This window comes from Pararcticibacter amylolyticus (genome assembly GCF_003130405.1).
In the GTDB taxonomy this organism is placed as follows: Bacteria; Bacteroidota; Bacteroidia; order Sphingobacteriales; family Sphingobacteriaceae; genus Arcticibacter; species Arcticibacter amylolyticus.
This window is the reverse complement of sequence record NZ_QEAS01000026.1, coordinates 44449-68064: the sequence shown is the minus strand read 5'-3', so window position 1 is coordinate 68064 and position 23616 is coordinate 44449. Positions and strand designations below refer to the sequence as shown.

The following is a 23616-nucleotide window of genomic DNA, read 5'->3' as shown; positions in this document are numbered from 1 at the left end:
GACGACGCCCCCTACCCCCGTTAACCTCTCTTTAGCCTCTTTTCACCATTTTCATCGCCTTTTCCCGAAGGTGTCCGCACGAGGGGGCGACCGAGTCTCGAAGCAGCTCACCAGCGATCCCGACGCGTTCTGCACGAGGGCCTCACCAGCACCGAAAATCAGCCTTAATCATAACTTCAATGGTTTCTTTTGCAGATAATAAAGCGGCACTCCAATGAGTGTAATGATGAGTCCGGGCCATGTAAACCCCGGTTTATAAATGATCAGCAGAATGCAAAAACTTAATCCAAGCAGGATATATACTGCAGGAAGTATGGGATAACCAACTGCCTTATACGGCCTTTCCGCTGCGGGCTGCCGCACCCTCAGAATGAAAACCCCTCCTATCGTCAGTACATAAAATAATACGGCAATAAACGTGATCATGTCAAGAAGATCACCGTACTTTCCGCTGAGACAGAGCAAGGAAGCCATTAAGAACTGTGCCCATAAAGCAACTGCCGGCACTGAATGCCTGTTAAGCTTTGCGGTTCTCCTGAAGAACAATCCGTCTTTCGCCATGCTGTAGTACACCCGGGCCCCTGCCAGTATAAGCCCGTTGTTGCACCCGAACGTTGCCACCATGATCAGCAACGCAATGATCACAGTGCCTTCACTTCCGAAAATAGCATGGGACGCCCCAATGCCGACACGGTCTTTCTCAGCGGTAGCAATCTCGTGAAGCGGCAGAACTGCGGTGAACATAATGTTGAGTAAAACATAGATAAGAGTTACAAGTAAAGTTCCGAACAGAAGGCTCAGGCCGATGTTCTTCCGGGGATTCGTGATCTCTCCTGCAACAAATGTTACATTATTCCAGGCTTCGTAGCTCATAATTGCTCCGACAAGTGCTGATGCCAGGGCTCCGCCTATTGCAGGCAGCCCTTCATAAGACAGCAATGATCCATCCTTTGTGATCCGCTGGAGATCCCAGGCCTGCGTCCAGTTTACATTCCAGACCTGCGGCTTAAAATAAATAAACCCGAAAATGATCAGGCCGATGATGCTTAATAATTTGGTGAGGGTGAATATTGCCTGAATAACCTTCCCCCCTTTTACTCCTTTTGTATTAGCCCATGTCAGGAAGAAGATGATACCGATCGCGAGTACCTGCGCAGGCGACACATGAAAGGATCCTACGGAAAATAAAACCAGGTCTTCGCTAACCTGCGGGACAAGGTAAGCCAGGAATTTGGAGAATGACACACCAACGGCAGCAATAGTACCCGTCTGGATTACGGCAAAAAGGCTCCATCCATAGAGAAAGGCCGTCAACGGATTATACGCTTCTTTTAAATAGACATACTGCCCCCCGGCTTTGGGATACATAGCACTAAGCTCACCGTAGCTGAGGGCTGCAATAAGCGTCATAAAGCCTCCGATCAGCCAAACGGCGATCAGCCAGCCTGCGGAACCGCTGTGACGGGTAATATCTGCACTGACAATAAAGATGCCCGACCCGATCATGCTGCCTGCAACAAGCAGGGTTGCGTCGAGCAGGTTCAGTTCCCTTTTCATTCCTTCAGACTCCTTCAGGGCCTGAGGCTTTTCAACTTCACTGGTTATGTTCATCGACAGGTGTTTAATGTAATACAGCAGATGTTAAGGGAGTGACGGGTGTTTCAAGTGGCACCCGCTGGTGCAATTCTGACAGGGATACATTAGGCAGCCTGTTCAGAACATACCTGGCAAAATATTCCGCCTCTTCAATCAATGGAAATCCTGAAAAAATAAATGCGCGGATCCCCATATCCAGGTAACGGTTCAGCTTGGCTACAATCTGATCCGGATCGCCCACCAGGCCGCCTCCGCATCCGGAGAAGACCTTCCCGATAGTGGTCCACAGATGGGGCTCAATGAAACCTTCGGCATCAGCATACTTCCGCATTTCATCCTGCCGGATCACTCCAAGAGAGCGGGAATCCTCCCCTCTGGCTCTTATTTCGGCAGCACGCTGTTCATTGAAGAATGTCAGGAGGCGTTTGGTATATGCCCTTGCTTCTGATTCATGCTCGCGCACCACCACATGGATGCGCAGCCCGAAGTCGATGGTACGCCCGTAAGACGCAGCGCGGGCGCTCATATCCTGCATTGTTTCGTACATGCTTTCTTCTGTTTCCGGCCACATCAGGAAGGTATCGCAGTAACGGGCACAGATGTCTCTCGCCCCATCAGAAGTTCCCCCGAAATAAAGCAGCGGGCCTCCGTTCTGCTGCCAGGGCTTTACCGGATCGGCGGGCAGTTTTACCTGGTACAGGTCGCCTTTAAAGTCGATATACTCCTGTGTCCAGGCCTGTTTCAGTATTTCTATTGTTTCTGCACAACGCTGGTAACGCAGAGCAGGATCTTCGCGAAGACCGGGGAGGTCTGAATTAATGATGTTGATGGTGAGACGGCCTTTTAGCATATGATCGAGCGATGCAAGAGCCCTGGCCAGCATAGGCGGATAGACTTCCCCGGTCCGGATGGCAGCGAGCAGGTTAATCTTACTGGTAAAGGGAGCTACCCCCGAGGCAAAAGTGAGGACATCCTGGCCCACTGTATAAGCACTCGGCAAAAGGATCTTACTGAAACCGAGCCGCTCGGCTGCGAGGGTAATGTCCCTGCAATGTTCAAAGCTGCTCCTTCGCTTTTCATCCAGAACGCCGAGATACTCAGTATCTCCGCCAATGATATCGTTGAACCATGAAACTTCCGCTACGCGCTGAGCGGTTCTCACGTTAACCGGTACAATCTTCTCTAACATATGATTAATTTTTCCTGTAAATGGTCTTACCTTCCTTAATAGTTTCAAGCACTTCAATGTCACGGATCCTGGCAGGCTCAACTGAGAGCGGGTCGTCTGAAAGGATGGCCAGATCTGCAAGCTTTCCTTTCTCTACGGAACCCTTGTCTTTTTCTTCATGATACTGCCAGGCGCCATTGATTGTGATAGCCCGCAGACCTTCTGCGACTGAGATACGCTCCTCTGCTCCAATCACCTGTCCTGATCTGGATAAACGGTTTACCGAGGTCCATAGCAGGAACAACGGATTGACCGGTGTCACCGGGTAATCGGTATGATTGGTGTATATGATTCCCTTTCTTCCTGCGCTATGAAGGGGGCTTAAAAAGGCCGCACGCTCCTTCCCCAGGTTCTGCGTATGTACATCACCCCAGAAAAAGGCGTGATTGGTGAAAAACGAGGGCATCAGTCCCAGCTCTTTATACTGATCGAGCTGGTCGTCCCTTACAAACTGCGAATGTATGACGACCGTCCGGCGGCCAATACTGCCGGAATGAAGTTCCTTATTGGCATTTTTTACCGCTTCTATATACATATCGATGGCTCCGTCGCCATTGCAATGGGTATACAGATGCAGATTGTGACTGAAACATTTCAGTACAACTTCGTTAAATTTCTCCTGGGTGATGGTGGGAAAGCCGGTGCAGTGATCGTCACAACCGGGAACCGGCGTGAGATAGGGCTTTGAGAAAAATGCTGTTTTCCCCTGCGGAGAACCATCCGATGATAGTTTGATCCCGTCGAGCTTCAGGCGTTTGTCGTAGAACCCAAACTTATAGGCAGCCGGATCAGCAATAATCTTATCGAGCAGAACAAATGAAGGAAGGGCTACCACATCCAGGAAAAGCTTACCTTCGGAAGCAGCCTGCTTTAACAGGTCCAGGGATTCCTGACTGGTGAAACCATCCTGCGCTGTTGTAATACCGAAACTGGCATAAAACACTTGCTGTCTCCTGATCTGATCCATTTGCTTTTCGGGAGAAGGTTTTTGCTTGTTCAGCTCTTTCATGACTAAAGCCTGGGCGTTTTCCTGCAACAGGCCGGCAGGTTCTGAGCTTCCGGGTTTCCGGATAATCATTCCGCCGTCCGGATCTTTGGTAGCCGCTGTAATACCTGCCAGCCTGAGAGCGGCTGAGTTAGCTACGAGCATGTGCCCGGAAATATGGCCGAGCAGGACGGGGTTGTCCGGGAACACCGCGTCCAGATCCTCTTTCGCAGGGTGTCTTTTCTCCGTCAGCTGATCCTGATCGTAGCCATAGGCGGCAATCCACTGTCCCGCTTTTATCTTTCTTTCGTCCCTGAATTTCCTGACCTCCTCTACCAGCCCGGCTATTGAAGTGACTTTACCTACAGGCGGTGCAGCTATATTCACCAGGTCAAGTTGTCCTAAGCCCATAAAATGGCTGTGTCCGTCGATAAAGCCGGGGACTACCGTTTTCCCTTTCAGATCAATGACCGCCGTAGACTTTCCTTTTAAGCGGCTTATCTGAGCCGTAGAGCCTACTGCTTCGATCCTTCCATTCCGAATGGCCAGAGCCTGCACTATAGAATTGGATGAGTCGATGGTAAGGACTTTTCCGTTTATGAAAATCTTGTCGGGAGCGTGGGTTTGTGCACCCGATCCTTTCGAGATGACAAGCGCCAGGGCTATTCCCCATGCCTTTTTAAGTGTTGTATTCATTCTTAGTTGCATTTGTTATGTATAAAGCCGGATCCAGCTGATTTCCAAAGCCGGAACATAGGCTTCATCTCTTATTGCTGATGTTTAAAGATTGTTTTCCCTTCCTTGACCGTTTCCAGTACAGTGATATCTTTTATCCGGCCGGCGGGAACAGTCAGGGGATTATCGGAAAGGATCACCAGGTCTGCCAGCTTTCCTTTTTCTATACTTCCCTTCTCTTTCTCCTCCGAGTACTGCCACGCTCCGTTGAGAGTAATAGCGCGGAGCCCTTCGGTTACCGTAAGCCTCTGATCAGGGCCGATTACCTGGCCTGAACGCGATTCCCTGGTAACGGAGGTCCACAGCAGGAATAGCTGGTTGATGGGCGTTACGCCAAAATCAGTGTGATTGGTAAACAGAACACCTTTCTCAAGGGCTGTTTTTGCCGGGCTGAGAAACCAGGCACGTTCTTTCCCGAGATTACGTACATGCACATCTCCCCAGAAAAAAGCATGATTTGTAAAAAACGAAGGGATCATTCCGAGTTCCCGGTAGCTGTCGAGCTGATCGGCCCTTACGAACTGTGAATGGATCACAACCGGCCTGAGTTCCCGGCTGTAGCCGGGGAACTTTGTATTCGCATTCCTGACAGCCTGAATATACATATCAATAGAAGCATCTCCGTTGCAGTGTGTATAAACCTGGATTTTATGCTTAAAGCAATATATAAGCGCTTCATTCAGCTTTTCCTGGGTGATGGTGGGGATCCCTGTACAATGGTCACTGCAACCGGGCACTTCAGTCAGGTAAGGTTTGCTGAAAAAAGCAGTTTTTCCCTGAGGTGAGCCGTCCGTAAAAATCTTGGTTCCTTTAAGCTTTAAGTGATTCTGTAACTTATTGAACACATATTGGGAATCTGTCAGGATGCGGTCGAGGATCGCATAGGAAGGCAATGATTCGATATCAATGTAGAGCCGCTTCCTCCTGGCGGCTTCTTTCAACAAGACAACTGAGGCGAGGCTCGAGCTGCCGTCCTGGGCGGTAGTGATGCCCTGGCTGGCATAGAGAGCCTGCTGTTCGTCGAGCAGTTTCAACTGCTCGTCTAAAGACAACTTTTCCCCTTCGCCCGTTTTCAGTACTGAGCGGGCCCGTTCAAGCAGGAGGCCGGTCGGTTCATTGCTGCCTGCTTTTCTGACAATCTTTCCCCCTTCGGGGTCTTTTGTTGAAGCATTTACGCCGGATATCCTTAGAGCATAGGAGTTGGCTACCGACATATGGCCCGAGGTATGGGTAATGAGAACCGGGTTATCAGGAAAGGCCGCATCCAGATCCTCCTTAACGGGGTGGCGTCCTTCAGCCAGCTGGTCGGGATCGTAGCCACGACCGGTGATCCACACCCCTGCCTTTATATTCTTTTCTTTCTGAAACTTTTTCAGCGCATTTACAAGACCGGGAATAGACGTCACTTCTCCTACCGGGGGAGGTGACAGATCCGCTGTTTTTGAACGTCCCAGGCTCATAAAGTGGCTATGCCCGTCTATAAAGCCCGGAACTAAAGCCTTTCCTTCCAGATCGGTCACAACAGTCTGCGGACCTTTCATCTGTCCGATTGATCCCGAGCTTCCCACTGCTATTATCCTGCCGTCTTTCACCGCCAGCGCTTCTGCTTCGGGATGAGACGGGTCCATGGTAATCACATGACCGTTTATATATATCCTGTCTGCCGCTTCCTGGTTATCTTCATGTTTTACTTTCCTGAATGATACGCAAAGCAGCAACAAAGCAGCAGGTGCAATAAGCCATATCGTTTTATTCATACTCTCAGATATTTAAGCTTCTTATGGATTCGGTTGAATAAGCTTGTTTGTGCCGAGCTCATCTGCCGGAACCGGCCATATATAGTTGCTTGCCGTGGGGGATACTGCTGCTACGGTGCCTATTCCACCGGTTTTGGCCGGAAAAGGCTGAAGCCTCCTCTGCAAATCAGGGGTTCTGAACCCTTCACCTAATAATTCGAGCCGGCGTTCTGTGAGGATAGTGCTGATGAGTGCCCCTTTTGTTGAGGTTGCCGCATCCGGAAAAGAATAAGCGGCATCGGATCGCTTTCTGACAGCATTCAGCAAGGCGGCAGCCCTGGTCAGATCATCAGTTTCCGCCGCTGCCTCTGCATAGTTCAGCAATACCTCTGCATACCGGATCACGGGAATATAATCGGTAAACGGGGTGGTGATCTTTGGAAATTTCGACAGCACATTCAGCCCGTTCTTCAGCGTAATCAGGTTCCGCCGGGCGTCAGCAGAAGCGGAAGATGACAGCGCCGGGTTAGCATAGATTCCCGCCTGGTTTAATGAAATGATCACAGCTCCCAGGTAATTATGCGCAAGAGCGCTTTGCGAATCCGGGGAATCTGTGGCATTGAAAGGGAGAAAGAAAATCGCTTCATTCCCGGTATAAGAACCGGAGAACACGGCTGCAATGTTGTTTTCAAGCCTGTGGGTAAGAGAACCCGCAGTATAGGCATATGGCGCAACCGCGGGGACAAGTTTCGATGCTTCTGCGACCACCCTGCCATAGTCGGCTTTCGCCAGGTATACCCTGGTCTTTAAAGCAATGGCAGTAACTTTATGGGCGCGGGAAGCGTTGAGTGCTGCCGTACTGTATGCTGCGGGAAGCCCGGCTTCCGCTTCATCAAGATCTTTAATAACCTGGCTATACACCTCAGCCACGGAACTGCGGGCAAGGTCGTCATTCCCGCCCGACGTCTGCGGAGTGAGCCTTAAAGGAAGTCCCGGACTTGCTCCGTTATCGCTTGCATAAGGCCTGGCATAGACCTGTACCAGCACAAAATAGGAAAGTGCTCTTATGAACTTTGCTTCGCTTATATACTGATCCCTCAGCGCAGCATCCAGTACGGTCGTGTTCTGAACCTTGTCTATAAATATATTAGCATTATTGATTGCCTGGTAAGCAAAGCTCCAGAGGTTTCCGACGAATGTATCGGTTGATAAGGCTGTATGCTGCCAAATCAACGCTCCTTCGGCGGCATTTCCCGAATTCTGGCTGAACTCGTCGCCGCGCTGTTCATTGAACAGAATGTAGCGGCCGCCGTAAAAATGAGCTCTTTGCAACCTGGAATAGAGATTGTTTACCTGTGCCAGGATCTTTTCAGGGGTACTGAAGGCGGTGAGTTCCGAGATGTCGGTTTTGGGAGAGGTATCGAGTATATCTTTGGTGCAGGATGGAAGGCCGGACAACGCGGCGAGTCCAATCAGCACAAAGAATGTGTTTTTTATATTCCTGTAATCAGTTTTCATATACTTAATTCTTTTAAATCAGAGACCCAGATTAATACCAATCGCATAAGTGGTTGCATTGGCTACGGCATTGTGATCCTTACCGGAAGCAATAGAATTTCCATTTATGGAGATTTCAGGGTCCGACCCGCTATAATCAGTGATGGTAAACAGGTTGGTTGCCTGGACAAACACTCTCAGTGACGAAATCCTTCCCCTGGCAATCTTCTGCACAGGAACCTTGTATCCGAGTGCGACATTCTTGAGCTTGATAAAGTCGCCGTCTTCAACCATGGCCGAATTGGTAATGGAGAAGCCAGTAGACACATTATCAGAAAAATAGAGTTTTGGGATGCCGGTTTTCTGACCAGGGCTGGTCCACCTGTCCAGTACAAACGTTCCGTTGTTAAAATACCGCTGGTCGAGGAGATTTGCCCGGGTGCCGTTGTATAATTTATTGCCTCCTGAAAAGATGATCCCGGCAGTCAGGTCAAAGTTTTTATATCCAAACGAATTGTTAAATCCGCCATACCAGGCAGGAAGTGACGAACCCTGGATACGTCCATCGAGATAATTATCTATAGCCGGAGCTACGCTTCCGTCAAGGTATGTCCACTTATTTGCCGCTGCATGGTTATACTGAACCTTCTCGTTATTGCGGTTAATAAAGACCCTGTTGCCGTTATCCGGGTTGACTCCGTCGGTTGGCACTGCCCAGATTGAACCCACGGAGTAGCCCTCCCTTGTCATGTTCTGAATACCAAAATTACTTGGCGTGTAGATATCTGTAGAATTGAACAGGGTTGTAACCCGGTTTTTGACGGTCGACAGGTTTATATTGGTACTCCATTTAAAGCTCGCCCTGCTGATGAGGGATGCGTTTACGCTGAATTCAAGCCCCTTGTTATAGAGCGACCCTACATTGGCACTGATTACATTCCCCGGGATGCCCTTCGACGGTGCCTGTTTAGCATCGAGGATCAGGCCGTCTACTTTGTTGTAATAATAATCAGCTTCCAGCGTGATGCGGTCATTAAAAAAGGAAAAGCTTACCCCGGCATCAGTCTTCTTGCTGGTTTCCCAGCGAAGGTTGCTGTTGCCCGCCTGGGAATATCCCAACGTAGGGACCCCGTTATAGGTACCGGCGGTGTAGAGACCCAGTGAAGGGAAATCCCCTATATTGATATTTCCGACCTCTCCATAGCTTGCTCTTAGTTTGATATTACTGATGACATCAACCAGGGCTGACGATTTAAAAAAACCTTCTTCTGAAATTATCCATCCGACAGATCCGCCACTAAAATTCCCATAGCGGCTTCCCCCTGGAAGACCGGAATAACCATCCCTTCTGAAGCTGTAGCTTAACAGGTATTTCTCTTTGAAATTGTAATTAAGATTTGAAAAGTAAGAAATGAAGCCATTCCTGCTCTGGGAGTTAAGGCCTGCCGGAGCGGTAATCGTAGTGAAACCTCCCTGAAAGCTCGTAAAGAAAGGATCTGTAAGACCCGTCCTCTGTGCCCCCCAGATATCATTGGTGGTGACGATCTCTTCATATCCCGCCAGCACATTTATGTTATGCAGGCCGCCAAAGGATTTATTATAGGTCAATGTGTTAACCCAGTCGGTGCGGTTAAGCCGTCTGTTAGAGTTAGTAGCACCTCCATTAGCGGGACCTGCATCTCCATGAAGTCCGTTCTGAAAGCTCAGGTTCTCTACCACGAGCTTATTCAGGCCATAACTGGTTTTTATCCTGAGCCCTTTTGCAATTTCCCATTCGGCGAACACATCGCCTATCAGTGAATTGTTTTCGGAGCTATACTTATCGAGGTCGAGGATCAATTGCAGGTTGTATGCATTGATGTTTCCTACATACCCGGCACTTGTAGCCACCGCATTATTAGCTCCGTACCCTACCCTTTGCTTATCCTGGATATTGTAGGAACCGTCTTCATTATAAACCGCCACATTGGGGGGCAGAATATACGTCATCCGCGACAGTGCGTCGGTACCGATATACTGGCCAGGCAGTGAACCTGACGCCGGACCTTTTCCAAGCGAATTGCTATAGGATAAATGGGTACCTGCTTTTAAATTACTAAGAAGCTGGTGGTCCAGGTTGATCCGGGCTGTTTTCTGATCCAGGGTGTTGGTTCTCAGTATTCCGTTCTGATCAGAGTAACCGAGAGAAATGAAATAACTGGTAGCATCTGTTGCTCCTGAAAAACCGATGTTGTGCCCCTGTGAAACACCCGTATGATAAGCAACGTCGTACCAGTCGGTATTGACCACTGTGCCGTCAGAAAGGGTCTGCAAGGCAAAGCCGGGTTCCCGGCTTGAATTCACCATCGCTTCATTCTTTATCGTGACATAATCATAGGCATTCAGCAGCTTAGGTAAATTATAAGGCGTACTGAAGTTTACCCATCCGTCATAATCCACCTTCACCCTTCCCTTTTTTCCCTTCTTAGTAGTAATAACCACTACGCCGTTGGCGGCCCTCGACCCATAGATGGCTGTTGCCGAGGCATCTTTTAATATATCCAGGGATTCTATATCTGAAGGATTCACATTCGAAAGAGGGTTGTTTCCTACATTGCCGCCGAGCTGGCCGGTAAAGGAAGGAACGCCGTCAATGATAACCAGGGGATAGATACCCGACGATATCGAGTTTATACCCCTTATCCTGAATACCGGGGTAGCATTGAGCACTCCGCCGGGCTGCACGATATTGACACCGGAGGCCTGCCCACCGAGCAGCTGGTCAAAGCTTTGGGCTGGCCGGTTTTCAATCTGAGACGCATTAACGCGGGCGGCTGAACCCGTAAAATCCTTACGGCTTTGTACATTATACCCGGTAACAACTACTTCGTTCAGCTGTTTATGATCGGTCTCCAGCGTTACCTTAAGTTCGCGCTCCCTGCTTACAGGCAGCTCAAGCGTATTATAACCAATGAACTTGAAAACCAGTATATTTCTGCCCGAAGGTATCGTAATGGAAAACTTTCCGGCATTGTCTGTTACTGTACCGGAGGAAGCTCCCTTTACAAGGACACTCACTCCCGGCAGCGGAAACCCATCGTCTTTTCCTGTCACCACACCATGAACTGAATAATCCTGAGCCATCAAACCACTGACAGCCAGCAAAAGAAGAACAAAGAGAAGGCTCTTTTTTATAACAACAGGAATCTTGCCGGCCGTTGCATAACTGGGCAACCCGGTTCCTGGGATATTTACCATAATTTAAACTTTAAGCGTTAATATTTTACTATGAGATCACGCCGGTCTGACCGGTCATGACAAATGCCGGAACATCACATGCTCTTTATGCATGGTCTGAAACAGAAAATCAACAGCAAAGCTTATGGCGTGGAAAGATGGCAATCTGTAATAAGTTATTTTTCATAACTTTGATCGTTTATTAAGAAGTTGATTTTTAATAAATGGATAATCAGTCTGAGTGGAATTATGTCTGATTATCGCAACACTGTCCGGCAGGAAACTGCCGGATTTTTCTAACACTCCGGGTCTGTCCTGTTGCAATCACCCATATCTTCTTATAAATACAGGTAATACTCTATCATACCGGGCGCTGGTATTTGCGTTTAACAGCAGTTTGTACTACAACGATGGGCGTCACAGAAAAAATGAGAATCAGCAATCTGAGTAATTGAATTTTTCATACTTGTCTTTTATTTGGCAATAATAAAATCATACGGCCTGTCCGTACTTGTGCAACAAATATAATGATTATTAGAAATAGTCTATAGATTTTGTAGATTATTTATCAAAAGCCGCAGAAAGAACATATTAAGCCTTTTCTTCTCAATGGAAAACGCAAAAAAAAGCGCCTTATTTAAAGCGCTTTGAATGGAATTAAGACAAACTATTTTAATCGTCCGTTTTATCTTTCAGCAGTTTGCCATCTGCCGAATAGACTACTTTACAACTTTCCCCGCGGAATCAGATCAGTTTTTCCGGATCTTCTTTAAAAACGTCCTTTAACGCTGCTTTCGCTGCATGATATCCGCACATTCCGTGTACCCCTCCTCCCGGAGGAGTTGAAGAAGAACAGATGTAGAGCCCTTTAGCAGAAGTGCGGTAGGGAGAGGATCTCAGTGCCGGACGCGTAAAGATCTGCCTGATATCCTGAAGTCCGCCGTTGATATCACCACCAATATAGTTGGGGTTGTATTGTTCCATTTCACCCGCATTCATGGTATGGCGGGCGAGTATGCGTTCACGGAAGCCGGGAGCAAAACGCTCTACCTGTGTCTCGATCGCTTTAGTCATATCACCCTTATAAGCAAAGGGGACATGACAATAGGCCCAGGCGGTATGTTTGCCCTCCGGTGCCCTGGAACTGTCAAGCAGGCTCTGTTGTGCCAGCAGCACGAAGGGGCGTTCGCTAACCTGCCCTCTAAAAGCCGCTTTTTCACTTGCAGCAATCTCCTCAATGGTGTTGCCAAGATGAACGGTAGCCGCTCTCCGGCAGTCAGGTGCAGTAAACGGAACCGGCCCATCCAGCGCCCAATCGATCTTAAACACTCCCATCCCATAGCGGTATCGTTCCAGTTGCCAGCGATAGATCCGGGAAAAGCGGTGGCCGGCGATCTGTAATAGCTGTGCGGGGCCCACATCAAACAGAACAGCTCTGGCAGACGGAAGCTGGCTGAGTTTGGTAACAAAAAAGTCCGTCTCTATTTTCCCTCCCAATGCGAGGAAGTAAGAGGCGAGCGCCTTTGTGATAGATGCAGAGCCTCCTTTTGGCACAGGCCAGCCTGCCAGATGCCCGTTTATCATCAGTACCAGTGCTATAGCGGAGGTGGCGGGATTAGACAGCGGCTGTATAGAATGTGCCGCCATCCCGGCCAGGAGTCCCCGGGCTTCCATGGTACGGAAACGGCCGGCAAGCTGCAAAGCTGAGGGCAGAGCTTTCAGTCCAAACCGGGCAAAAGCAGCAGGATGAGAAGGGATACGCAAAGGCCCCAGCAGATCACTGCTGATGAGAGGCCAATCCCGGACGAGCGGCTCCATCAGCCGCCGGTAAGTATCTCCGTCATCACCAAGCCGGCCGGCCGTCTGTTCTATCGAAGGCAGGAGAATTGCAGCATTCCCATTATCAAATGGATGCGCAGCGGATATGCCGGGCGTAATATATTCAAGCCCGTATTGCTCGAGCGGAAGCCCGGTAAAAAAAGGAGAAGCGATAGCAAGGGGATGTACAGCCGAACAGATATCATGAACAAAACCCGGTAAGGTCAGTTCGGATGAACGCATGCCTCCACCGATTTCATTTTTGCCCTCGAGGAGAAGCACAGAGAGTCCCCGGCGCTGAAGCGTGATAGCTGCCGCAAGTCCGTTCGGGCCCGATCCGACCACCACTGCATCATAATCCGTTTTTACTGTTTCAGTCATTCCTGATCAAGCTGGCGCCATCCGGAGGCAGGGAGTTTTTCCGTAGTACATACCGGATGTGTTCAGGATAAATATACGAATCCCCGCCTGTGTTTGATCTGCCAGGCGTTTTTCTTATGACAAAGAGGAATCGCTGCTGTTAAGTTTCTTTACATATTCTGACGGAGCCAGGCCAAATTCGTCTTTAAAGCATTGCCGGAAGTAGGTAATGCTGTTGATTCCCACCATATAAGAGATTTCCGAAATAGTATACCGGCCGGTCAGCAACAGCTTTTCGGCATGACGGATCCTCACCTTCCGGATAAACTCATTGACCGATATTCCTGCCAGCGCCTTCACTTTACGATATAAAGTAGAATGGCTCATCATCATCTTATCAGCGATAAACACCACATCAATCTTGTCAGAATCAATATTCTCTTCAATAACGCTGGTTATTTTCTCAATAAATTCATTGTCTATTTTGTTCAGCGAGCCTGCAATGCCTGCATGTTTACTATCCGTATTTTTGCTGATCAGTTCAGCGAGCTTTTTCCGGGCGTCAAGCAAATTACCTATACGGCTTTTCAGCAATTCTGCACTGAATGGTTTGGTTAGATAAGAGTCGACGCCAATATTATAACTTTCTTTACGATCCAGCACAGCATCCCTGACGGTTAGGAAAATGATCGGGATATGACTGGTCCTGATATCCTCTTTGAGTGTTTTACCAAGTTCAAACCCATCCGCTTCAGGCATCATGATATCACTTACTATAATGTCGGGAATGTGCGTAAAGGCCTTTTCAATGCCCTCCTTTCCATTCGCTGCCGTATAAACCAGATACTGTTCTGACAGGGACTGGAAGATGTAATCTCTGATATCATGATTGTCTTCCACTACCAGCACCACCTGCTTTCCTCCGGACTGCTTTCCCTCTTCATGTATCAAAACATCTTCAGGCAGCACCGCATCCTGGTGTATCGCATCAGGATACCCGTTGTTTGTGCCGATGCGGAACCGGAAAGATGACCCTTCCCCCAGCGTGCTTTCTACGAAGATCTTTCCTTCATGAATGGATGCAAGATTCTGAGCGAGGGCCAGGCCAATGCCAGTACCCGATACATGCCTGTCCCTTCCAACCTGATAATACCGTTCAAAGATCTTTGAAATGGCGTCAGCAGGGATCCCGCTTCCCGTATCACTCACTTCGATTTCAGTGAACTGAACACCATGGTCTGTTACGTCCCTCAGAGCCAGGACAATACTGCCTGTTTGCGTATACTTAAAAGCATTGGAAAGCAAATTATCCAGAATGGTGGCTACGATATCCGGGTCGAAATACCACGTGGTGTTTCTGGTTTCTGAAACGATACTGAAGTCAACGTTTTTATTGGTATTCAACTCCTTGTACTTTAATCCGGTTTCGAGGACCAGTTGTTCGATGTTTCCGCGCAGCACGGTTAGTTTTCTGTTCTGGCTTTCGGTTTTCTGAAATTCCAGGAGCTGATTGATCAGGGTCAGAAGCCGCGCAGCACTTTTATGAATGACCGATATCCTGGAAGAATGATTTTCTGAAAGGCCTGTCTCTCCTTTGAGATCTTCCAGCGGCCCGAGAATGAGGGTCAGCGGCGTACGCAGTTCATGAGTAATATTCGTAAAGAACCGGATGCGCTCATCATGCAGTTCCTGCTCATGGCGGTGATTCATCTTTTCGAGTACGAGTGAGTTTTCGAGGTTAAGCTTTCGCTTATAAAATCGAAGAATAAACCACCCGACGACTCCGGCGGCCAGCATATAAATTGTCTTTGCCCACCATGTAAGCCAGAAAGGAGGAGAAATCACAATTCTCAGGGAGGTGATGTTGTCCTTCCAATCCTGGTTTTTGATCCTCGACCGGATCAGCAATTCGTATGTACCAGGGGGAATATTCCTGAAAGTAACAGAGTTATCTCCCTGTACCTGATTCCATGAATCAGATAATCCCCTGAGCATGTAAGCATATTCCGTTAACTGGTTCAGCGAAAAATCAAGAACATTAAAGGAAACACTGAAGGTATTCTGCCGGTAATTTAAGTGAATACCGGAGTTGACAGGAAGATCGCTTACGTTATCGGCTTTCAGCTGGTTTTGATACACCTTGAATCCCGTAATGATGGTTTCGGGCAGCTTAATATGGGTCGGGATCAGTAAGGGGTCAAAATAACATACGCCGTTTTGAGAACCGAAGTAGATCTTTCCGCCCGGGTCTTTTGTGACAGATCCGCTCATGAAGTCTCCCAGGGGAACTCCATGGTGATAGTCGTAATTAAAGAACCTCTTCTGCGAAGGCATAAAACGGCTGATGCCTCCTATCGTGCTGAACCAGATATTGCCGTTTGCATCTTCCGTTATAGCCCGGATATGGCTGTTGCTGAGGCCATCTTTTTCAGTAAAGGCCTGATACGAACCGCCGTTCCTGAACCAGACAAGCCCTTCACCGGTAGCCACCCACATTCCGCCCTTCCTGTCCCTGTAAATATAATTTACCGTATTGGAGGGAAACCCTGAATAAGTGTCGTACGTCTTCACGACACGGAGGTCTTTATCCAGAACAGCAAGTCCCTGTCCGAAGAACCCTACCCATAATTGTCCTTTATTATCTTTTGAAACTGCCCTGACCAGGTTTCCAGGAATCTTCGAATTCCCTGAAGAATAAAGTTTGAGTTGTTTCGTCAGGGTATTATACTGGTACAAGCCGCTGCTGCTGCCCACCCAGACGATATGGCCGCTGTCTTCATAAAAACACCGGATGTCTGAATCGTTGCCGCCTGCTCCGAAATGTATGATCCGCTGACCCTGAGGATTCAAAACATTTACACCTCCTTTAAAAGTTCCAAACCAGAGATTCCCTGAGCTATCGCGCATAGCGGCTAAAACCGCGTCGTCGGCTAGTTTATCCTTCTGCCTGCTGATGGTCCCGGTCCTTCTTCCGTTCTGAAAGATATTGATGCCTCCCCCATCGGTTCCTACCCATATCCGGCCTCTCGTATCGCTGCTGATCCCCCAGGCTACAGGGTTGTTTAAGACCTCTTTCCTGGTCTGGATCGGCGAATAAGTCCATGTTCTGAAAAGCGGGGGCCGGTGACCGATAAAATTGACTCCCCCTCCGTAAGTCCCCAGCCAGATATTATTAAATGAGTCCTGGAAAATACTGCGGATAGTCGGATTCGATAAACCGCTGTCGTCACCGCTGTAAGAAATATGTTCCAGTAAAATATGCCGGGGATCCAGGAACATATTGTGCTTTACATCTAAAATACTGATCCCTCCTTTCTCTGTACCGATCCAAAGTTTCCCGTCGTGAAGCTGCCGGATGGTGTAAACAAAGTTTGCAGCAAGCGACAAACTGTTAGCCGGATCATGTTTGAAGACCACAAATGATCCTTTCTCGCTGTTAAACAGGGCCAGGCCATTATTCGTACCGATCCACACGTTATCACTCCTGTCGACATAGACGGTTTTTACTTCGTCGCCGGGTAAACTCGCCTCATCGCCGGCGCGGTGCCTGAAATTCCGTATTTTTCTATCTTTTAATGAAAGGATGCTCAGACCGGCATTTACATGTCCGATATATAGATTGCCTTTACTGTCTTCGGCGACCGACCACACGTTGTCGCTCACCATTCCCGGGACTGTAGCCCTGTTGTAGTGGATAAAGGTTTCGTTCTTCTTGTCAAAATACTCGACTCCCCTGTAATAGGTTGAGATCCAAAGATTGCCGTTTCCCGAATTGCTGATATCCGTAATATCATTAGTAATAATTCCCGCCGGGCGGGCATCGTCGTGCTTATAATGCGTCAGCTTCCCGGTATTGCAGTCAAACCTGTTCAAGCCCTCTCTTTGCGTGGCAATCCACACCACATCCTCATATTGATCTGCATATACTTTATTCAGTTCGTTTCCGCTAATAGCGGAAGTACCCTGGTTCTTTTTGTAGACCCTGAATTTGCTTCCGTCGAACCTGTTGAGTCCCGACTCCGTAGCAAACCACAGGAAGCCCTTCCTGTCCTGGGTGATGCTCACCACATAGTTGCTGGAGATCCCTTGTTCGATACCCAGTTTTTTTATATCATAATTCCGGGTTTGTCCAAACAATGTAAGTGAGACCAGGCAAAATAAACAGAGTAATTTTACAGGCATATAATTCATTAATTCCAGGCTCAAAGATAACAACTGGGGGGCTTTCAAGAGGACACGGGGGACGGTTTATCACGGAAATGACCGATCTGCGATCTACAATTGACGGATCTGTATGCGCATGCCGGAAGCCGGTCCGCCTACTTTTGTTACAGTTTATAACCAAAACTTAAATTATATGAAAAGGTACTTTACCCTGCTATTGCTTGCTGCGTGCCTGTTGTGTGGATGTAAGAAAGATGAGTTTAAAGATGTTGACGGCTTACCCCCCAGCATCGAAGCTGCATCAGACCGTATATCGACAGAACCGGGCCGCGAATTCGTTATCCGGGCCAGGATCGAAGACAAAGACGGGATCAAATCCGTCAATCTGAAGAACACGGAATTTGATCTTAACAAAACGATCGATCTGACCCTTGACAGCACGGTGTATGCTTATGATCTGAGCTACAGGTTCACAACAAAAAAGGATCTGAAGGGAGACAACTTCCCGCTGGAGATTACGGTTCTCGACCGTGGAGGGCGCTCAACAAAGTCGACTGTTATGATCACGATGGACGGCGACTTTACCAACCCGGTTTTTGCCATTGCTCCGGATAAGGCCGTTACAGTTCTCCTGAAAAGCACGACCCGCTTAAACGTTAAGTTTACAGTAAATGATGACAAGGCTTTAAAACAGGTGAGGATTGAGATCCCCGAGATCAATTACACCAAAGATGTAACGGAATTCACCAATTCCGGAAAAATGCTCCAGTTCAATGAGGCTATTAACCTGCCTGCTGCACTGGCGACGTATACCTTGTCGCTTGTGGCGACAGACAAAGCAGGGCTTGAAGCAAAAAGTTCAAGTATCATCACGGTCTCTGAAATGCCGGATTTCCCTAAAATGTACCTCACTGATGTAGCGGACGCCGCAAAACTGAACAGTGACATTTTTGGCGTTCCAATGCTGATCTCACGCAGCGGGGCATTTACCTATAAAGCCCGGTACTATTCAGCCGCTGCAGGTACGCAGATCAGATTTATCCCGCAAAAAACGGACTTCAGCCCGATCTGCTTCGGTGTAGATCCTTTAAATAACAATTTGCTGACGGATGACCCGGAAGTGTCACTTCCGATAAGCCTTCCTGCAAAAGGATATTATGAAATAAACTTCAATGTAAAAACCGGCGTTTATTCGGTAACGCCCTACACTCCCTCAGATGCTCCTTTGGCAATAGGAAGCCCGATGCTCCTGGATCCTACCCGCCCGGGTGAAGGTAGTATCCCGCTTCAGATCGGTCTCGTGGGAAGTGGTGTACCGAATGCCGGAAACTGGAACACGGCATCTCCCTTATTGCTCACCCAGAACCCGGAAAATAAATACCAGTTCTCGGTGGAGATGACCCTCCAGGCCGGGGCTACTATCGGTTTCATCATCCAGGCACAGCATTCATGGGGATGGTGGCCTGAGCCGTTCTGGCGCTGGGACCGCAGCGACGATCCGGAAGCAAATGTCTCAAACGACGGAGAAAATCCCGGAGACTGGAAAGTGACAACATCAGGAAGATATATTTTCAAATTCGACACGCACCTGAAGCGCTCCCAGCTCTATCCGATTAATTAATTCATAAACTAAAGCAAAATGACAAAGAGATATTTAGTATTGCTGTTGCTTATACTGCCCTTATTTCTGCCGGCTCAGACCAGGGTCACCGTCAGGGGGAAGGTAACAGCCAGCAAAGACAATGAAACCCTGATCGGCGTAACCGTTAAGGAAAAAGGCACTAAGAACGGCACCGCAACGGACATTAACGGGCAATACACCCTGAGTGTCGGCAACAATAGTGTGCTCGTGTTTTCATATGCCGGTTATGTCGCGAAAGAAGTAACGGTAAATGAAAACCACACGATAAATGTCAGCCTGGCCGAAGATCAAAAAATGTTGGATGAGGTAGTGGTGATCGGGTATGGTGTGGCCAAAAGAAGCGATCTGACCAGCTCGATCAGTACAGTAAAAGGTGAGGATCTGAAAAACACGACTGCGGGCAATGCCATGCTTTCGCTGCAGGGGAAGGCAAACGGTGTGCAGGTTACGGCAAGTGGCGGCCCGGGGGCTTCTCCGCGGGTCCTGATCCGTGGAGTAACGACCATAAACGGGACGGATCCCCTGTATGTAGTAGATGGATCACCGGTAGGAACGAATATTAATTTCCTTAATCAGGACGATATTGAGAGTATTGAAATACTGAAAGATGCGTCTGCCTCTGCCATTTATGGTACGAGGGGAGCAAACGGGATCATTATAATAACGACCAAAAAAGGTACCCAGGGCAAGAACCGTTTTCAGCTCAATTCCTCCGTGGGTCTTCAAACCATCACCAAACCTAAACTGGCAGATGCCGCCACGTATGCGTTGGTTTTCAAGGAAAGATACACGAATGATGAATCTACCCCACTCTGGAATGAAAAGTCGGACAAAGGGATCAACACAGACTGGTGGGATCAGACGGTGAATGATTTCGGATATACCCAGACGCATAATCTGAGTTTCCAGGGAGGTAATGATAAGCTGATATACAGCGGAAGCCTTGGATATTTTCAACAGCAATCGCAATTTGATGTTGGACAATGGAAGCGCATCACCGGACGCTTCAACACAGAATATACGTTCAGCAAAACTGTAAAAGCGGGGATAAACCTGGCTCCAAAATATGAGAACTGGAACGATACCCCCGACCTGTTTTCGTCTGTTATGCGAATGGATCCCACAACACCTGTTTTTAATGCACAGGAAGACTGGGTAGCAAACCCCTTTAACAACTATGCACGTTCTTATAACAACCAGACATGGAACCCCGTGGCAAGCGTGGCGCGGGAGAACCGTCACAGCAACGAATACGGGATGCTGATGATTCCATTTATCAGCATAGAGCCGGTAAAAGGGCTTGTTGCCAGGACGCAGTATAGCGTTAATGCCAGGTTCAGGTTAAGCGACGAATTTTCTCCTGTATTTTATATTGATAACCTGGAAAAGAACGACCGGACTAAAATTCAGAGAACCGCAAGGAACTGGGTCGATTGGAACTGGATCAATACGCTGAATTACAATACAACGATTGCGACGATGCATCATTTCAACATGATGGGCGCCTTCACAATGGAAAAAGAAGGAGATTACCAGCTCTTCGGATCACGTGACGGAGTTCCAAGCAATCATCCTGACCTGCAATATCTCAATGCGGGCACCTTAACTCCGCAATCTTCCGGCACCAACATATACAGGACCCTGATCTCGTACCTGGGACGTATTATGTATAACTATGATAACCGCTATTACTTGACCGGTACATACAGGATAGACGGTTCATCAAGATTTCCTTCAGGAAATAAATACGCAAAGTCCCCGTCAGTCTCAGTAGCATGGCGTGCGTCAGAAGAAGCATTTCTAAAAGATGTGGAAGCTATTTCCAACCTGAAGATCCGCGCAGGATGGGGACGTGTAGGTAATCAGAATATAGATCCCGATCTCTACCTGAACCTTATCGGAGCCTCAGATTACGTGTTCGGCCCGGGGGGCGAACGACAAATAGGCACCTCGATCAGCCAGGTTGGAAACACTCAGCTCGGGTGGGAAACTGTAGAAGATTACAATATGGGTTTGGATGTCAGTTTACTGAAGGGCAAACTGGATATCACAGCTGATTTCTTCTCTAAAAAATCGAAGGGTATGCTCATGCCGAAACCTAATCTTTCTATACTTGGATATCCAATGTGGGCCGGTGAAATGATGACAAACATCGGCACCATGCAGGCCAGAGGATGGGAACTATCTTTTAGGTGGAAAGATAAAACTGGCGACTTTGGATATGAAGCCGGTATAAACCTTTCGAACGTAAAGAACAAAGCGCTCAAATTTGTCGATAATACCCCGCTGTTAAGAGGCGGCTTCTTCAATGACTTTATTACCAGGAACGAAGAAGGGGGCGAGATCAGCCGTTTCTATGGATATGTAGCGGATGGGATATTCCAAAATCAGACAGAAATAAATAGTCATACAGGCGAACATGGGGAAATCCTCCAGCAGTATGCTGTGCCCGGCGATATTCGTTTTAAAGACCTGAATCGTGACGGAGTTCTGAATGAAAAGGACAAAACGTATATCGGCAAGGCATTTCCCGACCTGACAGCAGGGTTGAATATCCGCTTGTCTTACAAAAACGTCGACCTGGTTTCTAACTTTTACGGGACATTCGGCAACGATATTTACAATAGCGCAATGGCTGGGTTCTATTCGGGTGCGGATGGCCAGAATGTATATGCAGATGCTTATGACAAAGCATGGAGAGGTGAAGGCACCAGTAATTTCTACCCGCGTCTTTCTGATAAAGATTCAAACCTCAACTTCAAGCGTGTGTCTTCTTTCTTCGTGGAGGATGGCTCCTATTTCCGCTGCAACCTGCTTCAGTTAGGATATACGCTTCCTAAAAAAATAACGAAAGGAATGGGAGTGCGATTATCCGCCTCCGGTCAGAATCTTTTCACTATCACCGGTTACTCCGGAATGGATCCGGAACGGGCAGGCCTGGGAGGCGTCCTGGAAGCAGGGATCGATAATATCGCGTACCCCAACCCCCGTACGTTCCTATTTGGTGTAAACGTTAACTTTTAATCTGCAACAGAGATGAGACATGCATTGAAAATATTTATCTGCTGTACATTTTTATATTCGTTCAGCAGTTGCTCTAACTTCCTGGAACAGCCGGTGCTCGGAAAGGAGAATCTTAACACTTACTTTCAGACAGAAGAAGAATGTCTGAAGCAGCTGACAGGCGCCTACCAGGGTGTGTTCTGGGATGACTGGTGGCAGATAGCCGCACCCAGTGTCGGCTTCGAAATGGCCTCTGACGATCTCTGGATGGGAAACACGACGCAATCGCAAAGCGACTGGCTCCGGACGGCCCACTATGGTAACCCAAGTCAGGATGGCCCTATCAGCAATTACTGGCAATACCGCTACAAGAGCATCCTGAGATGTAATATCGTGATCAGCAAGGTACCCGGTGCACCCATCAAAAATGAGACACTCAGAAAGAGGATCATTGCTGAAGCCAAGTTTCTCCGTGCTTTTAATTATTTCGAGCTGGTGAAAAATTTCGGTGGGGTGCCCCTGATTACGGAAATGAAACTACCCAGCGAGATTCTGGGTATTACAAGAGCTTCCGTCCAGGAAACTTACAAACAGATCGAGCAGGATCTGCAGGATGCAATCGCCGATCTTCCGCTGAGAAGTGAATATCCGGCAGCCGATCTTGGTCGTGCTACCAAGGGTGCAGCAATGGGTTACCTCGGCAAAGCATACCTCTACCAGGAAAAATATAACGAAGCACTGGACGTCTTGGGACAGGTTATCCAGTCAAATCAATACGATCTTCTGCCCAATTTCGGAGATGTGTGGTCGATCGAGCATAATAACAGTATTGAATCGCTTTTTGAGGTACAATATAGTTCCGACCTCACGTACAACCTCGGCGGACGGCTTCCGGTATTTACAGGTTCCCGCAATGACTCCGGATGGTCCTGGGGCTTACCTACCAGTAACCTGGAGAAAGCATTCATAGATGCGGGTGACGCTGAGCGTTTGAGGTGGACCATTGTTAAGAACGGGGATGATGTTGCCGGGGACAATACTCCTGAAGCAAAGAACTATGTGATTGCACCGGGCCAGCATAAATCGGCGCGCATCAACAGGAAGTTCTATATCCCTCACAATCTGCGTCCTACGCCCTACGACGGCAATCATAATAATCTCAATCAGCGTTTGCTGCGTTTTGCCGACGTACTGCTGATGTACGCAGAAGCAGCCAATGCGGTGGGCCGCGATGCCGATGCCCGTCAGGCATTGAACAGGGTACGCGGGCGCGCAAGTGTTAACCTGCCTCCGGTGACAGCTTCAGGCACCGCACTACGGAATGCCATCAGGCTGGAAAGAAGGCTGGAACTGGCACTCGAATTTCAGCGCCTTTATGATATCCGTCGCTGGACTGACGATAACGGCAAAAAAGCTATCGCCAATATTATGGGTCCCAATGGTTCTTTCGTCCGCTATAACATGCAGGAGTCGACAGATGAATACGAACGCAGCAACCAGCGGGAAAACAGTAATAAAGGTATTACGTTCCAGGAAAACCGCGACCTGCTGTTTCCGATCCCCAATACAGAAATTCAGCTTTCCGGCGGCAGCATCGTTCAGAACCCCAATTTTTAAAAGGAATCAATTGACCGGC

11 protein-coding genes are annotated in these 23616 nt (G+C 48.3%); 3 read left to right on the top strand and 8 right to left on the bottom strand.

Annotated elements, in window-relative coordinates:
- Positions 1 to 168: 168 nt before the first annotated feature.
- The 8 genes from DDR33_RS22710 to DDR33_RS22675 form a co-directional block, all read right to left on the bottom strand.
- Positions 169 to 1611: an APC family permease gene (locus DDR33_RS22710; protein ID WP_238387909.1), complete on the bottom strand. Its 1443-nt coding sequence runs from the start codon at positions 1609 to 1611 to the stop codon at positions 169 to 171.
- Positions 1612 to 1621: 10 nt separating this feature from the next.
- Positions 1622 to 2785 carry an LLM class flavin-dependent oxidoreductase gene (locus DDR33_RS22705; protein ID WP_109418096.1) on the bottom strand — a complete coding sequence of 388 codons (1164 nt, stop codon included), beginning with the start codon at positions 2783 to 2785 and terminating at the stop codon, positions 1622 to 1624.
- A 4-nt stretch (positions 2786 to 2789) separates the two neighbouring features.
- Complete coding sequence (locus tag DDR33_RS22700; protein ID WP_158280837.1) at positions 2790 to 4505, bottom strand: amidohydrolase; 1716 nt, start codon at positions 4503 to 4505, stop codon at positions 2790 to 2792.
- A 71-nt stretch (positions 4506 to 4576) separates the two neighbouring features.
- Positions 4577 to 6301 carry an amidohydrolase gene (locus tag DDR33_RS22695; protein ID WP_109418094.1) on the bottom strand — a complete coding sequence of 575 codons (1725 nt, stop codon included), beginning with the start codon at positions 6299 to 6301 and terminating at the stop codon, positions 4577 to 4579.
- A 21-nt stretch (positions 6302 to 6322) separates the two neighbouring features.
- Positions 6323 to 7798 carry a RagB/SusD family nutrient uptake outer membrane protein gene (locus DDR33_RS22690; RefSeq protein ID WP_109418093.1) on the bottom strand — a complete coding sequence of 492 codons (1476 nt, stop codon included), beginning with the start codon at positions 7796 to 7798 and terminating at the stop codon, positions 6323 to 6325.
- Between the two features lie 18 nt (positions 7799 to 7816).
- Positions 7817 to 11014 carry a SusC/RagA family TonB-linked outer membrane protein gene (locus DDR33_RS22685; protein WP_109418092.1) on the bottom strand — a complete coding sequence of 1066 codons (3198 nt, stop codon included), beginning with the start codon at positions 11012 to 11014 and terminating at the stop codon, positions 7817 to 7819.
- Between the two features lie 723 nt (positions 11015 to 11737).
- On the bottom strand, positions 11738 to 13192 hold the full coding sequence (locus DDR33_RS22680; protein ID WP_109418091.1) for a phytoene desaturase family protein: 1455 nt from the start codon (positions 13190 to 13192) through the stop codon (positions 11738 to 11740).
- 114 nt (positions 13193 to 13306) lie between these two features.
- Entirely contained in the window at positions 13307 to 17353 is a 4047-nt protein-coding gene (locus DDR33_RS22675) for a hybrid sensor histidine kinase/response regulator transcription factor (RefSeq protein WP_109418105.1), read from the bottom strand.
- Between the two features lie 175 nt (positions 17354 to 17528).
- Between DDR33_RS22675 and DDR33_RS22670 the strand changes: the two genes are divergently transcribed.
- The 3 genes from DDR33_RS22670 to DDR33_RS22660 are packed head-to-tail and all read left to right on the top strand — an operon-like array spanning position 17529 to position 23597.
- A complete protein-coding gene (locus tag DDR33_RS22670) occupies positions 17529 to 18956 on the top strand; it encodes a SusF/SusE family outer membrane protein (RefSeq protein WP_158280836.1) in 1428 nt (475 codons plus the stop codon).
- An 18-nt stretch (positions 18957 to 18974) separates the two neighbouring features.
- Positions 18975 to 22001, top strand: coding sequence for a SusC/RagA family TonB-linked outer membrane protein (locus DDR33_RS22665; RefSeq protein WP_109418089.1), 3027 nt, complete (start codon positions 18975 to 18977; stop codon positions 21999 to 22001).
- Between the two features lie 12 nt (positions 22002 to 22013).
- Positions 22014 to 23597, top strand: a complete 1584-nt coding sequence (locus DDR33_RS22660) for a RagB/SusD family nutrient uptake outer membrane protein (protein ID WP_109418088.1) — start codon at positions 22014 to 22016, stop codon at positions 23595 to 23597.
- The last annotated feature ends 19 nt before the right edge of the window (positions 23598 to 23616 follow it).

Excerpts from the sequence above, each read along its gene's own strand:
- DDR33_RS22710 (WP_238387909.1), bottom strand. The coding sequence starts at position 1,611 with ATGAACATAACCAGTGAAGTTGAAAAGCCTCAGGCCCTGAAGGAGTCT.
- DDR33_RS22705 (WP_109418096.1), bottom strand. The coding sequence starts at position 2,785 with ATGTTAGAGAAGATTGTACCGGTTAACGTGAGAACCGCTCAGCGCGTA.
- DDR33_RS22700 (WP_158280837.1), bottom strand. The coding sequence starts at position 4,505 with ATGAATACAACACTTAAAAAGGCATGGGGAATAGCCCTGGCGCTTGTC.
- DDR33_RS22695 (WP_109418094.1), bottom strand. The coding sequence starts at position 6,301 with ATGAATAAAACGATATGGCTTATTGCACCTGCTGCTTTGTTGCTGCTT.
- DDR33_RS22690 (WP_109418093.1), bottom strand. The coding sequence starts at position 7,798 with ATGAAAACTGATTACAGGAATATAAAAAACACATTCTTTGTGCTGATT.
- DDR33_RS22685 (WP_109418092.1), bottom strand. The coding sequence starts at position 11,014 with ATGGTAAATATCCCAGGAACCGGGTTGCCCAGTTATGCAACGGCCGGC.
- DDR33_RS22680 (WP_109418091.1), bottom strand. The coding sequence starts at position 13,192 with ATGACTGAAACAGTAAAAACGGATTATGATGCAGTGGTGGTCGGATCG.
- DDR33_RS22675 (WP_109418105.1), bottom strand. The coding sequence starts at position 17,353 with ATGCCTGTAAAATTACTCTGTTTATTTTGCCTGGTCTCACTTACATTG.
- DDR33_RS22670 (WP_158280836.1), top strand. The coding sequence starts at position 17,529 with ATGAAAAGGTACTTTACCCTGCTATTGCTTGCTGCGTGCCTGTTGTGT.
- DDR33_RS22665 (WP_109418089.1), top strand. The coding sequence starts at position 18,975 with ATGACAAAGAGATATTTAGTATTGCTGTTGCTTATACTGCCCTTATTT.
- DDR33_RS22660 (WP_109418088.1), top strand. The coding sequence starts at position 22,014 with ATGAGACATGCATTGAAAATATTTATCTGCTGTACATTTTTATATTCG.